Here is a 14470-nt window from a genome sequence, read left to right as displayed (position 1 = left end):
GCACGCGGGGACCAGAAGTCGTCCGATCGAACACACCCGGTGTATCCGGCGCCCCGCATCGAGTTTCTATCATTGTCGTCTATCGTAAAGCTGATGGTGCTGGGGATTATCCCAGTGCGACCGACGGTCAATGGCATTACGATGAAAGACGTTGGCGCTCAAAAGCGCAAAGACATCGCCAGGTGCAACGAACCGGAGTTGACGGTTGCACCACAGAGCGCCAACGCTCCCGATCCCCGTCTCGTCGAAGTCGTGCGACTGCTAGCTCGTCATGCTGCGCGCTGCTGGTACGAACAAGCCAACGAGGAGCACGGGTCGAAGCGCTCCTGACTTTGCCGGAGACCGTCTCATGAAGGTCGCGCTTTACGCCCGCTACTCCAGTGACAACCAGCGCGACGCGTCAATCGCGGACCAATTTCGCGTCTGCCGTACCTATGCCGAGAAGCAGGGTTGGCGAGTCGTTGAGGAGTATTCCGACCACGCGATTTCCGGTGCGTCGCTTCTGCGTGCCGGCGTCCAAGCGCTCATTACCGACGCCTTGCGCGGGCGATTTCAAGTGGTGCTGGCGGAGGCGATGGATCGCCTCTCACGTGATCAGGAAGACATCGCTGGCGTGTTCAAGCGCATGGCCTATGCCAACGTAAAGATCGTTACTTTATCCGAGGGTGAGGTTACGCACCTGCATGTGGGCCTCAAGGGCACGATGAACGCCCTCTTCCTCAAGGATCTTGCCGACAAAACGCGCCGAGGCCAGCGCGGACGCGTCGCGCTTGGCAAATCTGGCGGTGGCAACTCCTACGGCTATGATGTTGTGAAGCACTTCAATGAAAGCGGCGAGCCGATACGTGGCGATCGCATGATTAATCCTGCGGAAGCTGAGGTGGTTCGCCGCATCTTTCGCGACTATGTCGTTGGCAAGTCGGCGAAGCGGATCGCTGTTGAGCTAAATAGGGATGGCATCGCGGCGCCAGGCGGCGGCGATTGGGGCTTCAGTACCATCAATGGCAACACGAAGCGTGGCAACGGCATCTTGAACAACGAGATGTATATCGGCCGGATCGTTTGGAATCGACAGCGGTTCATCAAAGACCCGGAAACTGGCAAGCGTCAGGCGCGCCACAACCCCGCAGCCGAATGGATCATTCAAGAAGTACCAGAATTGCGCATCGTAGATGATGGGCTCTGGAATGCCGCAAAGGCACGACAAGCTGCCATAAAGACAAAGCGCCAGGACGATGGCACTGAGGTGCAGAATAGCTTCCGCGACCGCCGCCGCCCAAAATACTTATTCTCAGGTTTGATAAAATGCGCATGCTGCGGCGGCGGATACGCCATGATTTCGGCCGACCTCATCGGCTGCTCGACCGCAAGAAACAAGGGAACGTGCGATAATAGGAGGAGTTTCCACCGCGCGCGGCTGGAGGCACGCGTGCTGAACGCGCTACGATGCCACCTAATGGACCCGGCTCTGTTCAAGGAATTCTGCGACGAATTAACACGTGAGATGAATCGTCTTCGGATGGAAGGCTCGGCGTCGATAGAGGTTGCGCGGTCGGAGCTGAAGCGCATCGAGCGCGAGCTGGATACGCTGCTTAATCTGATCCTCAAGGGCGGCGCGGCGGACAGGATCAACGCCAAGATGGTCCAGCTTGAGGGCCGGAAGGCAGAGCTTGAGCAGCAGCTCACCGATGCAGAGGTGCCGCCGCCCCTTCTTCATCCCGAGATGGCGACGTTCTACCGGGAAAAGGTCGGCGCCCTCCACGAGGCGTTACAGGACCATACCGAGGCAACCCGGCTGAAGGCTGGCGAGATTCTGCGTTCCCTCGTGAAAGAGATCATCCTTACTCCAGAGGCTGGCGAATTGAAGATCGACGTCCGGGGCGATCTAGCCGGAATCTTGGCGATTTCCCTCAAAACAAAAACCCCGGCCACTGGGACCGGGGTTTCGCAATTCGAGATGGTTGCGGGGATAGGATTTGAACCTATGACCTTCAGGTTATGAGCTTGACGATGTGCCGGTAGTGTTTGTCACGATCATCTGGCGGTTTGCATAACCAGTCCGATTTCTATGCCACGACCATCCACATCCCGCAGACAAAAGACCTTCTATAAACACTTTGAGAATCGGCCATACAATCTATGATAGTCCTTTCTTCAGCAACCTTTGGGCGGGACAGGTCAAATGCCGAAGAGCATCGTCATCTTTTCCGATGGCACAGGCCAGGCGGGCGGCATCAATTTCGACGAGGCACGAACTAACGTCTACAAGCTGTACCGCGCCTGCCGCGTAGGCCCCGACACCCGAATTGATCCTTCCGAGCAGGTCGCATTCTACGACCCCGGTCTCGGTTCGGCAGCGGACGGCGGTCACTTCAAGGTCGGCTGGCTGCGTACGTTCTACAACGTCGCGAGCATGGCTACCGGCCTCGGCATCACCGCAAACATCATAGACTGTTACGCTGCGATAATACGCTTGTATGAACCCGGCGACCGTATTTTCCTGATCGGCTTCAGCCGCGGCGCTTACACGGTTCGCTCGCTTGCGGGTGTGATCTCCTATTGCGGAATCGCGCGGCAATTGCCGGGTGGTGCCCCCCTACGTCTTGACCTTGAAGGATCGCGCGAACTTGCAGAACACGCGGTGAAGGACGTGTATCAGTTCTGCTCATCCTATGACCGGACGAAGGTGGGCCACTATCTCCAGTTCATGTTGCAGACGCGCGATGCGATCGCCGAAAAATTCAGGACCGAACACGGATGCTCAGCCGTCAAGGACGGAGTCGAGCAGGCAAATGTGTTTCCCTATTTTATCGGCGTCTTCGACACTGTGGCCGCATTAGGGAATAAGTGGCTGGCGCCGATTCTTATCGCGGCTGTGCTCGCGATTCCATTCGGGCTGCATTTCATAGGCGCTTGGCTGGAACCCGCCTACCCATGGGCCGGCAAGGTTACGCGCGATCTGGGCTATTTGAGTGTTATCGTTGCGCTGCTCATCTACCTGAAGAATTATTTGAAGATTGCGCCGTCCCTGCCCGGCTATGGCTTTTTCAGACGTCTCATGACGCTGCATCTCACGCGGCCGAAGCATCAATTCTATGACACGACCCTTAACGTGAATGTCGGCTACGCGAAGCATGCAATGTCCATCGACGAAAACCGCGCCGACTTCGCGCGTGTCGGCTGGAGGCCAACCGCCGAGAAGCTGATGAAGCGCGACGAGGATAAGAACCTTTACTTCGAACAGGTCTGGTTTCCCGGGGTTCACGCGGATATCGGCGGCGGCTACCTCGAAAACGAAGCCCGCCTTTCGGACGTCGCCCTGAGCTGGATGCTCGCCGCTTCGTCTATTATCCAGGATGGCCTGAAACACGACAGCAGCGTGCTGAAGCTGTGGCCCCATCCCAGCGGCCCGCAGCACGACGAACAGGCCGGGGGCTGGCTGAAGAAGGGCGTCCGGCTGTTGCCGGAAGACGATAAGACGCATGAGTCCGCTGCAACGATGCACAAGTCTGTCTACCAGCGGTTCGCAGGCGATCCGGTCCTGTTGTTCAACCGAATTGCGCAGTATCGCCCCTCAAATCTGGGAAAGCATGTCGACTTCAAGCAATATTTTGGTTCGAATGCAGCTGTAGCCAAGCCTGCCCAGAATCCAAAGTGCGTCGCCGACGATATCGAGGCGAAGTGGGAAAAAGCCGGCTATCCGGGCCGGTTGTGACGGGGAGCCCGGAACGAAGAGCGTCTACTCCGATAGGATCTCGACCTATGGCCCTTAGGTCATTAGGCTGAAGGTCCGCTACGAGTGACAGACGTCAGGTCGCCACAACGCCCTATCTAAGTTCGGGTCCAGACCGAGGCGCCACCGCACCAGTTTCGCACCAGAAACGCCCCAGCCAAAGCGCAACGAACGCGATCGAATTCAAACGAAAGGACAGCAAAATCAACGAACCTGTTCGATATTCAGCAGCTCATAACGGTCTGGTTGCAGGTTCGCGTCCTGCCGGGCCCACCAGCCTTCGCTCCCCACCAACCAAAATATCGAAAACAACCCCATGCAAAGTAGCAACTGGTCGATGCTTTGAGCGACCCCGCGAACGATTTGACACGTCGGGCAAATCAGCGGCACTATTGCATCGTCGCATATCATTGCTTTGCTTCAGCGGCCATCATACTACCGCTCCACTACTCGATCTGACGATGGCTTCTCTCTCCTGATCGTAGATTCGGCGGCGTTATCGCGCCAAGGGTCTAAAAGCAGGCGCCAGCTGCGGCCGCTATCCGTTAGCTCGCGCTCGTTGCAGTAGGCGCGAGGCGGCAACAAGATCCTGCGTTTCAAAACCCTCGGTGAATTTTTGATAGACCGGGGCGAGCAATCGGATAGCCTTGGACCTGCGGCCGGTCGCGATCCAGTGCTCGGCTAAATCGGTGGCGATACGTAGCTCGAAGGTCAAAGCCCCTATCGCACGCGCTTCGGCGAGCGCTTGCTGCAGCCGCTTTTCCGCACGCAGCGGCTCACCTGCATGGAAAAGGACCGATGCATCAACTCGCTGCAGTTCGGACCGGCACCAGCGTTCTCCCTGGCGTTCCTGATAGTCGATGGCCTGCGCGATGGTCTCGCGCGCTTCCTCAATCCGCCCTTGGCGCAGCAAGGTGTGCGCCAGGACTGCAAGATAGCTGCCGATCCGCATCAGAAAGCGACATTCGATGAGTTCGCCAATCGCCGCTCGAATATCCTCCACCGCCTGCGGATCGCCGCGCAAATCGCGCAGGCAAGCAGAGAAATAGCGCTCGACCGGAACCCAGCGCGAGATGCGCTCCCGTTCCAGGTTGCGACGCAGCCGCTCGGTGAAACTCTCGAGCGCGTCCAAATTCCCCGTTTGGAGCGAGACGGGAAGCGCGGCCAGCCCAAGCGCATTCGACTGAGACACCCAATGACCGCTGCGATCGGCAGCGTCGACAGCATCGCGGGCCAGCCTGGCGGCATAGTCGGCATGCCCTTGCATCCACGCAACGAAGGGCAGGTTGAAGCGGACGGTGATGAACCGGTAGACCTCGTTCGCATCCTTGCGCGAACGGCCCTCAGCCAGCGAATAGGTCGCGGCAAGGCGATCGAGTACCTCGCGGCTTTGATTTAACTCGCCAGCATGGGCACGGGCCCAGGCCAGCGCCCTGTCACCTTCGGACGTTGCCGTCGAGTCGCGGTCGCGATCAGCCAGCTCGGCGGATTCCTCGAGATAGGCTATGGCACGCGCGACATTGCCGATCTGCAATAAGTAAAAGGCGAAACCCACCAGCGCCCGCTGCTGATACTCAAGATCGTCGGCGCGCTTCGCAAAGGCAATGGCGGCAAGCCAGGCAACCTCGTTTTCGTTCGACATTTTGCGTGCGTAGAACAGGCTCCATCCAAGGGCACAGGCGAGCTTTGCCTTCGACAGGTCGTCGCAGTCGATTGTCTTGGCCAGGGCGAGCGCAAATTCCAGCCGCGCTTGGGCTTCTGACAAAATGGAGGTTTCCGACCATAAAGTGATCGCCGCAACCGTAAGCTTGATTCCGAGGACCGGGTCGCCTTCTTCGCTAAACGCCCATGAAAGGGCAGCCCTCAAATCGGAGATACGGCCGAGGTAGCGCTGGGTCCAGTCGGCCGGCTCGCGCCAGTTCCACTCCTCTTCGGACTGTTCGTACAGCGCGAGGACGCGCTGCGCATGATGCCGTTGAGCTTGACCGCAGGCGGGATCGGCCTGGCGCCGCTCGGCCGCGTACCGCCGTGTGCTGTCCAGCAGTCGATAGCGAAGGCTCGGGCCTCTCGCCTGCGCGGTCACAAGCGATTTGGCAACGAGACTTCCGAGACCGGTGACGACATCGACCGGAGTTAGTTCCGTTGCCTCCGAGATGAAGACCGCATCCTCGACCTCGAAGGCATCGCTGAACACCGAGAGCAAGCTGAACAGCGTGGCTTCCCTCTGCGAGAGGAGCTTGAAGCTCCAGTCGATCGTGGCCATGAGGGTTTCATGGCGTGGCGGCGCACCTTCAACGCTTGGGCCCCGAAAACCGAGGTTCTGGTCAAGCATCGCCACCAGCTCGCGGGGGCTGAATGTTCCAATCTGGGCTGCCGCCAGTTCAATAGCCAACGGGAGACCGTCAAGCGAATGACATATTGAGGCGACGGCCTCGCAGTCATCATCGATGAACTGGTAGTCCGACCATTCGGCTGCGCGGCGGACGAATAGCTGCACCGCTGGAAATCGGATGGCCTGATCGGCTGTCAGGGCGTCGCCAGATCTCGGTGAGGGAAGCGAACCAAGCCGCACGACATGCTCGGTGACGGTGCCGAGCGGCTCGCGGCTCGTAGCAAGCAGCTTGGACGGCGATGTGTCAGCCATCAACTTGCCGGCAAAGATGGCGGCGGCGGGGAGCACATGTTCGCAATTGTCCAGAATGATCAGCATCTGTCGCGGTCGCAGATACTCGAGGACTGCAGCTAGGCTGTTATCCGAATTGCCCCTGATGCCCAGCGCTGTCAGCAGCGCCGCGCCGAAAAGTGTCGGATCAGAGATTGTCGCGAGGTCGACAAAGCACGTGCCGTCGCGGCACTGCGAGGAAAAGGCCCGCGCCGCGGCAATGGCGACGGTCGTCTTGCCGATCCCCCCTGCGCCGGCCAGGGTGATGTGTCTCTTCTGGATCAACAAGTCGGCAATGTCCGCCATGTCCGCTTCGCGACCAACGATGCCGCGCAACAATGGCGGCCGGGACGAAGGGGACGGCCCAGCAAGCGCAAGATTGTCCTCGACCTCGGCGATGCTGGTTTGCACCTCCGCTATAAATTTGTAGCCACGGCGCGCCACGGTTGCAATGTAGATAGATTCAACCTGCGTATCACCAAGCGAACGACGCAAACTCCACATATTGACCTTGAGATTGCTGTCGTGAAGGAAGGTGCCCGGCCAAGCGGCCGCCATCAGCTCATCCTTGGTGACCAGTTCGCCGCTGCGCTGTACCAGCAGTTGCAAAAGTTCGAAAGCGCGCCCACCCAATTTTACGGGACGCCCGTCAAGAAGAAGCAATTGTCGGCGGGGAACGAGGCGAAACGGTCCGAAGGAAAATATCAGTTCCTGCCGGCGTGCGCCTTGCTGCGATGTCTCCGTGGCAACCCGCATTGATCATCGCCAATCGATCTACAAGATCGACTGCAATCATAGTGCGCCGCAAACTTGGGGTCGACCGGATTTCGCTCGGAATTCGCCTGTAGCGGACATTTCGCCGCGGCCCAGCCGCGACGAAGATCGTCTGCTCAGGGTCCCGTTCCAATATGACACGATCGCAGGAGGCTACGCGCGCATGCCGACATATGGTCATCTGCAGTCTTGCGATGCGCACTTCTTGCCTAAGGATTGATCATTTTTTGGACTCGCCAAGGATCGCCAACCGCATGACCTCGACGCCGCCATCGGCAAGCTCCGGCAACTTGCCGAACCATTCCTGAACATAGGGCATGGCGTTGTGGGCTTCGAAATCAGCCTGGCTGGCAAAAATTTCGTAGAATACGAAGTGGCCGGGCTTGGCGCGGTCCTCCTGGAGAAAATACACGAGATTCTTGGGATCGCCGCGAACCAGGGCAATGAGCGACAAGGTCGCTGCGCGCAGGGCATCTTCCTTGCCGGGCTTGGCCCGCACCTGAGCCACCACCGAGTAGGCGCCTTCCCGAATCTCCTGGTAGCGCACATGCGGCGCCTCCTGAGCGTGCGCCAATGATACTGGCATGGATAGCAAGATGCCGAACAGGATGGCTGCAAGACAATTGCGGATGAGAGTCTGCATGACGAATTCCTTCACATTGATGATCATGAACGTGCCGCCGGGCTAGCAAGCCGTCGCTGCCAGTCCCGGCGGGGGCCGATCGACCGCTGGCCTTGCGGATCAGCGTGCGATTGTCTGTTGCCGTTTCGTCAGGGCTTCGCTGAATCGCTTCTTGACGGGGCCGAGCGCTTTCACGAACTCGAGTTGCTCACCTTCAGGGCCCTTGCAATAGATCAGTTCCCAACCGTCCGACGGCGCGTCGGTGACCCGGTTCGTGTTGGCGCTGCGGGGAGCGGCCTTGCGTTCCGCCTCGGTCATGACCCGGACGGTGCGGTTCGCCCTCACCTGCGTCATGCCACGGCGGGCGGATTCGGCTTCGAGATCGGCGATGAACTTGTTGAAGTCGACATCGTCGCGAACATGGAAGCAGATATGCATCATGCGCGGAAAGGCGGGGCTCATGTGCTGCACCGGTTCGGCGAAGCTCTTCGAGGCGCCCATTGGTTGATCGGCGTCGCGATATTGCAGTAACTCGATGACGACATTGTCGAACTGGATGAAGCGGACGTCGAGCCGCTGGGCGCCACTCCGCAAATCAGGGACGCCGATCGTCCGCGGATTGACGCCACGTGCATTCGCCTCGATTTCCTGGTCGGCCAGCAGCGTGTTCTGCACCCCGTCGCCCTGAAAGTCGCCGTGGCGGAAAACCTCGGTGCCGCCCAGCACCGCGGTATAAAATTCATAGGCCCGCTCCATGTTCTGGACGGTGAGCCCGAAATGCTGGACTCCCTGGAGCCGCGCGCCAAGCGGCGCCTCATTGCGCTCGGCCGCCGACATGCCCTCGGTGTCCCGTGCGGCGGCCGGTGTGGTTGCCGGCGTGCCGCCGACCGCAGCGATCACGGCTACGCCGGCCGTTCGAAGCATGGCCCGGCGGCCGATTTCGGGAGCGTTGTGGTTTTCATCTGTCATTTCGTTCTCCTTGGTTTTTGGTTGCATTGCCTGCGCTATCCGGCCGCTCAATCAGCCGTGGGCAGAGGAGCAGCGGGATTGACGAGACCCGCCGAACGAAGTTCGCGCCAGAAATCGACGGGTATGGATTCTTCGAGGGCCGCGCGATCCTCAGTGATGCGCTCCGGACGGCTCGCGCCGGGGATCACGGCCGCAACCACCGGATTCGCGAGCGCGAACTGCAGGCCTGCACCCTTCATGCTGGTGCCGTAGCGATCGGCAATCGCCTTGATACGCGCCACCTTGTCGAGGATTTCCGGAGCCGCCGGCGCATACTCGAAATTCGGACCGCCAACGAGTGCCCCCGAGCTGTAAGGGCCGCCGACGACGATAGCGAGCTCATGCTCCGCAGCCATCGGCATCACCCGCTGAAGCGCCCGGGCATGATCGAGAAGTGTGTATCGGCCCGCGAGCAGGAAACCGTCGGGGCGCGGACCTTCTAGCGCAAGCAGCAACTCGATCGGTTCCACCCGGTTGACGCCGAGACCCCACGCCTTGATCACACGCTCGTCGCGTAGCCGATCAAGCGCCTTGAATGCGCCCTTGCGCGCACTTTCGAACACCGCCAACCACTCATCGCCGTAGAAGTCCTGTGCCACGTCATGCACAAAGGCGATATCAATATGGTCAGTGCCCAGCCGCTTCAGGCTGTCCTCGATCGAACGCAACGTCCCATCTTCCGAGTAGTCGTTGATGATCTTGTTCGGGCGTCCGTGCCTGAAGACATCACTCTTCTCGCCGAGGTCACGCGCGCTTACATCCTCGATCTCGTCCAGGATCAAGCGTCCGACCTTGGTGCTGATCACGTAATCGCCGCGCGGTCTGCCGGCGAGGGCAGCGCCCATACGGATCTCCGCAAGCCCCGCGCCATAGAAGGGCGCATTGTCGAAGTACCGGATGCCGTCGTCCCAGGCCGCGTTCACCGTCGCCCGTGCTTCTTTCTCCGGGATGTTGCGGAACATGTTGCCGAGCGGCGCGGCACCAAAGCCCAGCTTGCCCGGCAGAATATCCTTGAGCACCATTTGCATATCCTCCGTTTCGGGCAGACCATGCCATCCTTCGGAATGACCGCGAGACCGTCGACCCAAGAGGTCGACGCTCTGCCGCGATCAATTTCAGTCATGAGCGGATGTGTCTGCGCTCTTTATGAACGCTGCGACCTCGCGCGGATGCGACAACATCACCGCGTGGCTGCTCTTCAGCTCCGCCACTTTCGCACCCGACCGCCGGGCCATATTGCGTTGCGCGGTCGGGGGGATCATATGATCCTCGCTCGTCACCATGTAGTAAGTCGGCTTTGTCTTCCAGGCCACGCGACTGACTTTGGTCTGCACCGCCTGCAATCCCCACGGGAGTTGAGCGGCACTCATGAAGCGCGTTGTGGCGATGTCGACATCGGCGGCGAACGACGAGGGGAATTTTTCGGCGTCGACGAGGAGGTAATTGCCCTCGGCGACGAGCGGAGCTTTGTGCTCGCCCGCCGGCGCAGGCGCTTCTGCGAGCGTGCTTACTGACTCTCCGGCATCGGGAGCGAATGCCGCGAGATAGACCAGGCTGCGAACTTTGGGATTGTCGCCTGCTTCCGTGATCACCATCCCTCCATAGGAGTGCCCGACAAGGATCACCGGATGTCGAGCCTTGGCGATCACCCGTTCGGTCTCCGCGACATCTTCGCGAAGCGCGATCGTCGGCTGCTGGACGACAAGCACCTCGTAGCCTGCATTTGAAAGAATGTCGTAAGTCGTTTTCCACCCCGATCCGTCGACGAAGGCACCATGGACAAGAACAATGGAAACGCCTTTCTCGGCCGAAGCCGCAGGGGCGGCTTGAGCAGTTGCGATCGATATCGCGGCAAGCGCGGAGATAATCGGCTTCATGACAGGCTCCAATCTTCGAAACGGCGACATGCTGTTCGATGAGCCATCACTAGATCAGGCGTGCATTCCGGTATTTTCGATTCCTGCGCGATGAGAGACAAATCCTGCTCATCTCCTGCGAAGTCACCGCTGCTTGCGAAGCCCAATCGGGTGCTTGAACAAGCCTTTGTTCTACCTGCCTTTTACCTCTTTTAACCGCTTCGACTCTGGACTCAGCAGCGAGCTCACCCAACAATTGCCATGGATCGGCACAGCGCCCCGGTTTCACCGCTTGTGAGAGATTTCCGTGGCTTGGTAGCGATCGGGATTCCGGCCGTGCACGTGACGGGAATCCGCGTTCGTTCGCGATACGGGCCGGGACTCGCCGCAGTTAAGGGGGAGTCACAATGACGCTTGCCACGCATGGCAGTCAAAAATACCAGAACAGCGAGAAACTCGCTGAGGCCGCCGACTGGCCGGCGATGAGCGTCGAGCATCGACGGTTTGAGGCGGGACAGCAGGCGACGCCGGTTCCGATCTGCACGGAGATCGTGATGTTGTTGTCAGGCGGCGGAATGGTCCGCCGCGACGGCAACGGCGAGGTACAGCAGAGCCTTGCCCGGCCGGGCATGAGCTATCTCGTACCCGTGGGAACGCAGGAGACCCGCCTCGAGCTTTCGGACCGGATGGAATGTCTTCACCTCTATCTCCCTGCGGCACTACTCGACCAAAGCGCCCTCGCCGACTTTGATGTCGATCCGGCGAAGGTGCAGATCGCCTATGCCCACGGCCTGACGGACCAGGTGCTCTTCCACATCTGCTCACCGCTTCGCGACCTGCTTCATCGTCCTCGCCAACCGACCGATACGTTGTTCGTGGAAGGCATTCAGATCGCGCTCGCCGCGCATCTTCTTGGGCACTATACGATCGACCGCTGGCGCCCACCGGACAAGTCACCGCAGCTCGATCCACGAAGACTCCAGCGCGTGTTGGACTATATCGAGGCTTCTCTCACAACCGACATCCGACTTGAGGAGCTGGCAGCACAGGCCTGCCTCAGCCCGTTTCATTTCTCCAGGCTTTTCCGCGAAGCGACGGGACTGTCACCGCACCGCTATGTGACCGATCGCCGTGTCCAGGCTGCGCGGCAAGAGCTGGCACGCAACAACCTGTCGCTGGTCGAGATTGCTCTGGAATTCGGTTTCGGCTCCCAGGCCAATTTCACGCGTGTGTTCCGCAAAGCCACGAGTCTCACTCCGGGTCAGTATCGCGAGCTGTGCGGCGGCCAAGTCGATGGCAGCGGCTGATCCCGATGGCCGAGATTCCGCAGGGATTGAGCATGATCCCGCAGGATTCGGAAATACGCGCGCTCCTCGCTTGCTAGAAATTCTAATCCGATCCTAGCAAACAAACAGGAGATACCATGTCTAAAGGAAAAGTGCTCGTCGTTGGCTCCAACGCCACCCGAATTGAGATTCAGGGAGAACGCACAGGGCCGACGGGCCAATACCTCAACGAGACAGTCGTGCCGGTCATGGCCATGATCGATGCCGGCTACGACGTGGTGCTGGCTACACCCGACGGCACCAGGCCGCACATCGATCCCGCCTCAGACTCCGCACAACATTTCGGCGGAGACGAGAAGGCCTTCCAGCGGGCACGCACTTTCTTCGAGAGCGATGCGTCGATGAACAATGTCCGTACGCTGCGTTCGGTCATCGAAGCTGGGCTGGGTGACTACTTCGGCGTTTTCGTCCCCGGCGGTCAGGCTCCGGTCGTCGACCTCATGCAGGACGCCGAACTCGGCGAGATTCTGCGGTACTTCCACACGAGCAAGAAACCAACCGCGCTTCTCTGCCATGGGCCGATAGCTTCACTGGCCGCCCTACCGGATGCCAGGGGATACCGCGCTGCTCTGATCGCCGGGGACGGCGCCAAGGCGGCGGAACTGGGAAAGGGCTGGCAATACACCGGGTATAAGATGACGGTGTTCTCGGCCTCCGAAGAGAAGCCGATCGAACAACACATCCTGCATGGCAAGCTGTACTTCACGATGCCGGATGCGCTCCAGATGGCAGGTGGCGACGTGACCACGGGCGCTGACTTCGAACCCAATGTCATTATCGATCGCGAGCTCATCACAGGGCAGAATCCGCGGTCAGATCATCCGATCGCGTCGGCGCTGATTGCCGCGCTGGAACGCGCCTCTGTCCCAGCCTGAGCTCCTGTGCGGTTGCTGCGAACCCTTGTACCCCTTCACCAGTCGCAGCAACCGTTTCGCCGCTGCGGCGGTGTATGACTTCTGCTTCTCATCCAACAGCCGAAGCGCGTTGCCCGTTTGCCGACGGCTGCAACGCTGGACGACACCAGTTTCGCACCAGAAACAGCCTGACTGAAACGCAACAAATGCTATCAAAATCAACAAAAACAGGGGGAAATCAACGAAACTGACCGATATTCTGCCGCTCATAACGGTCTGGTTGCAGGTTCGAGTCCTGCCGGGCCCACCAGTAAATCAATCACTTAGCGGCCTTCGTTGCATCCTCCGTTAGAGTACCGCACCAGAAATGCCTCGCTTCGTTGCTTTCAGTCGTGCTTCAGCAATCCGCAAACTACTTCTCGGGTTTCGATCTGGCTACGATTTCTCCACGCGATCGTAGATTCGGCTGCATTTTCGCAGAAGCAGTCCAAGCAAGAGCTCGGGTTTCTACGATCGGAGGACCTGTCGACGGTAAAGAACCTGCGAGCGGAACGTACAGATCGGCAATATTCATCGAGACGGATGTGCATGAGCCGACGATTGCCGATGAATTACGACGCTTGGGCTGCCGCGCCCCTAGAGCCGAGGCCGCTTGCGAAGGGCGGCTACAGATCGGAGCGACTCTGGTCGAAGCCGCCACGAACTTTCGAGCTCTATAGACCGACCGAACCGGCTGGCGGCGCGGTGCGGTAATGCCGCAACGATTACCCGCCGGCGGCATCCGCCCCTCCTCATCGTCAGCGCCCGACGAATTTCGGCGGGCGCTTGGCGTTGAAGGCTTCGACGCCTTCCTTGAAGTCCTCGGATTGGCGCAGACGGCTGTAGCAGTGCCCTTCGAGTTCGATGGCGATCGAAAGCGTCGAATCTTCGGTGTCGTTCAAGAGCTTCTTCGCCGTGCGCTGCGCCAGCGGCGAGAAGGTACGAAGCTCGTCAACGAGCCTATCTGTCGCCTTCTCCAGCTCGACGTCCGGCACGCATTCGGTCGCAATCCCCCATTCCAGCGCCTGCTTTGCCGAAATGCGCTTTGATCGCATCACGATGTCCTTCGTGCGGGTGATGCCGACCATCTTCTGCAGGCGTGCGGATCCGCCCGACCCGGGGATTTGCCCGAGCTTCTGTTCCGGCAGGGCATATTGCGTGGTCTCCGAGGCGATACGGAAGTCGCAGGCGAGCGACAGCTCGAAACCGACACCGAAACAATAGCCGCGGTTGGCCACGATCACCGGCTTGGCGCAGCGCGCAGGCGCTGCGATATTCCAGGCCAGTTTCGACACATGTTCGGGGCTCGCTTCCATGAACCCGCCGATATTGCCGCCGCTGGAGAAATGTTCGCCTTCGGCCCGCAGCACGATCACGCGAACACGCGGATCTTCGTCGAGTGTTTCAAAGGTCAGCCGCAGCTGGTCGCGCTGCGGCATAGCGACAACGTTATAGGGCGGCCGGCCAAGAATGATGTCGGCGCGTTCGCGCGCCTCATCGATCTCGACCTTGAACCCGTCGAGCTTGGCCAGGCGAGGATCGGCAAAAGTGTAGGATGACGGCATTTCTTGCTTCC

10 protein-coding genes, 2 tRNA genes and 1 pseudogene are annotated in these 14470 nt (G+C 59.8%); 5 read left to right on the top strand and 8 right to left on the bottom strand.

Annotated elements, in window-relative coordinates:
* Positions 1-271: 271 nt before the first annotated feature.
* Positions 272-1387, top strand: a pseudogene (locus LMTR21_RS40675) (recombinase family protein); the annotation flags it as partial.
* Positions 1388-1492: 105 nt separating this feature from the next.
* On the opposite strand, the gene LMTR21_RS40670 reads toward LMTR21_RS40675, so the two are convergent.
* Together LMTR21_RS40670 and LMTR21_RS06230 are read right to left on the bottom strand one after the other, a co-directional pair.
* Positions 1493-1762 (bottom strand): hypothetical protein, encoded by a 270-nt coding sequence (locus tag LMTR21_RS40670; protein WP_246175266.1) that lies wholly within the window; start codon positions 1760-1762, stop codon positions 1493-1495.
* Between the two features lie 196 nt (positions 1763-1958).
* Positions 1959-2044: transfer RNA gene (locus tag LMTR21_RS06230), tRNA-Met, on the bottom strand.
* Positions 2045-2182: 138 nt separating this feature from the next.
* Here LMTR21_RS06230 and LMTR21_RS06225 point away from each other — a divergent pair.
* On the top strand, positions 2183-3715 hold the full coding sequence (locus tag LMTR21_RS06225) for a T6SS phospholipase effector Tle1-like catalytic domain-containing protein (protein WP_065755740.1): 1533 nt from the start codon (positions 2183-2185) through the stop codon (positions 3713-3715).
* A 556-nt stretch (positions 3716-4271) separates the two neighbouring features.
* Here LMTR21_RS06225 and LMTR21_RS06220 read toward each other — a convergent pair.
* The 5 genes from LMTR21_RS06220 to LMTR21_RS06200 form a co-directional block, all read right to left on the bottom strand.
* Positions 4272-7151, bottom strand: coding sequence for an ATP-binding protein (locus tag LMTR21_RS06220; RefSeq protein WP_065755738.1), 2880 nt, complete (start codon positions 7149-7151; stop codon positions 4272-4274).
* A 238-nt stretch (positions 7152-7389) separates the two neighbouring features.
* Entirely contained in the window at positions 7390-7839 is a 450-nt protein-coding gene (locus LMTR21_RS06215; protein WP_246175264.1) for a putative quinol monooxygenase, read from the bottom strand.
* A gap of 72 nt (positions 7840-7911) precedes the next feature.
* Positions 7912-8760 (bottom strand): VOC family protein, encoded by an 849-nt coding sequence (locus tag LMTR21_RS06210; RefSeq protein ID WP_141688566.1) that lies wholly within the window; start codon positions 8758-8760, stop codon positions 7912-7914.
* 47 nt (positions 8761-8807) lie between these two features.
* Positions 8808-9821, bottom strand: a complete 1014-nt coding sequence (locus tag LMTR21_RS06205) for an aldo/keto reductase (protein WP_065755737.1) — start codon at positions 9819-9821, stop codon at positions 8808-8810.
* Between the two features lie 93 nt (positions 9822-9914).
* Positions 9915-10676, bottom strand: coding sequence for an alpha/beta hydrolase (locus tag LMTR21_RS06200; RefSeq protein WP_065755736.1), 762 nt, complete (start codon positions 10674-10676; stop codon positions 9915-9917).
* Positions 10677-11062: 386 nt separating this feature from the next.
* Here LMTR21_RS06200 and LMTR21_RS06195 point away from each other — a divergent pair, with 386 nt between their 5' ends.
* The 3 genes from LMTR21_RS06195 to LMTR21_RS06185 all read left to right on the top strand — a co-directional run bounded on the left by LMTR21_RS06195 (position 11063) and on the right by LMTR21_RS06185 (position 13165).
* The gene (locus LMTR21_RS06195; protein WP_065755735.1) at positions 11063-11962 is read left to right on the top strand and encodes a helix-turn-helix domain-containing protein; all 900 of its coding nucleotides are present in this window, start codon (positions 11063-11065) and stop codon (positions 11960-11962) included.
* A 116-nt stretch (positions 11963-12078) separates the two neighbouring features.
* Positions 12079-12876, top strand: a complete 798-nt coding sequence (locus tag LMTR21_RS06190; RefSeq protein ID WP_065755734.1) for a type 1 glutamine amidotransferase domain-containing protein — start codon at positions 12079-12081, stop codon at positions 12874-12876.
* A gap of 211 nt (positions 12877-13087) precedes the next feature.
* Positions 13088-13165, top strand: a tRNA-Met gene (locus LMTR21_RS06185).
* 487 nt (positions 13166-13652) lie between these two features.
* Here the strand turns inward: LMTR21_RS06185 and LMTR21_RS06180 are convergent.
* A complete protein-coding gene (locus LMTR21_RS06180; protein WP_065755733.1) occupies positions 13653-14459 on the bottom strand; it encodes an enoyl-CoA hydratase/isomerase family protein in 807 nt (268 codons plus the stop codon).
* Positions 14460-14470 lie beyond the last annotated feature (11 nt).

The organism is Bradyrhizobium paxllaeri (assembly GCF_001693515.2).
GTDB lineage: Bacteria > Pseudomonadota > Alphaproteobacteria > Rhizobiales > Xanthobacteraceae > Bradyrhizobium > Bradyrhizobium paxllaeri.
The sequence above is the reverse complement of the archived record's forward strand: the minus strand, read 5'-3'. Positions and strand labels throughout refer to the sequence as shown.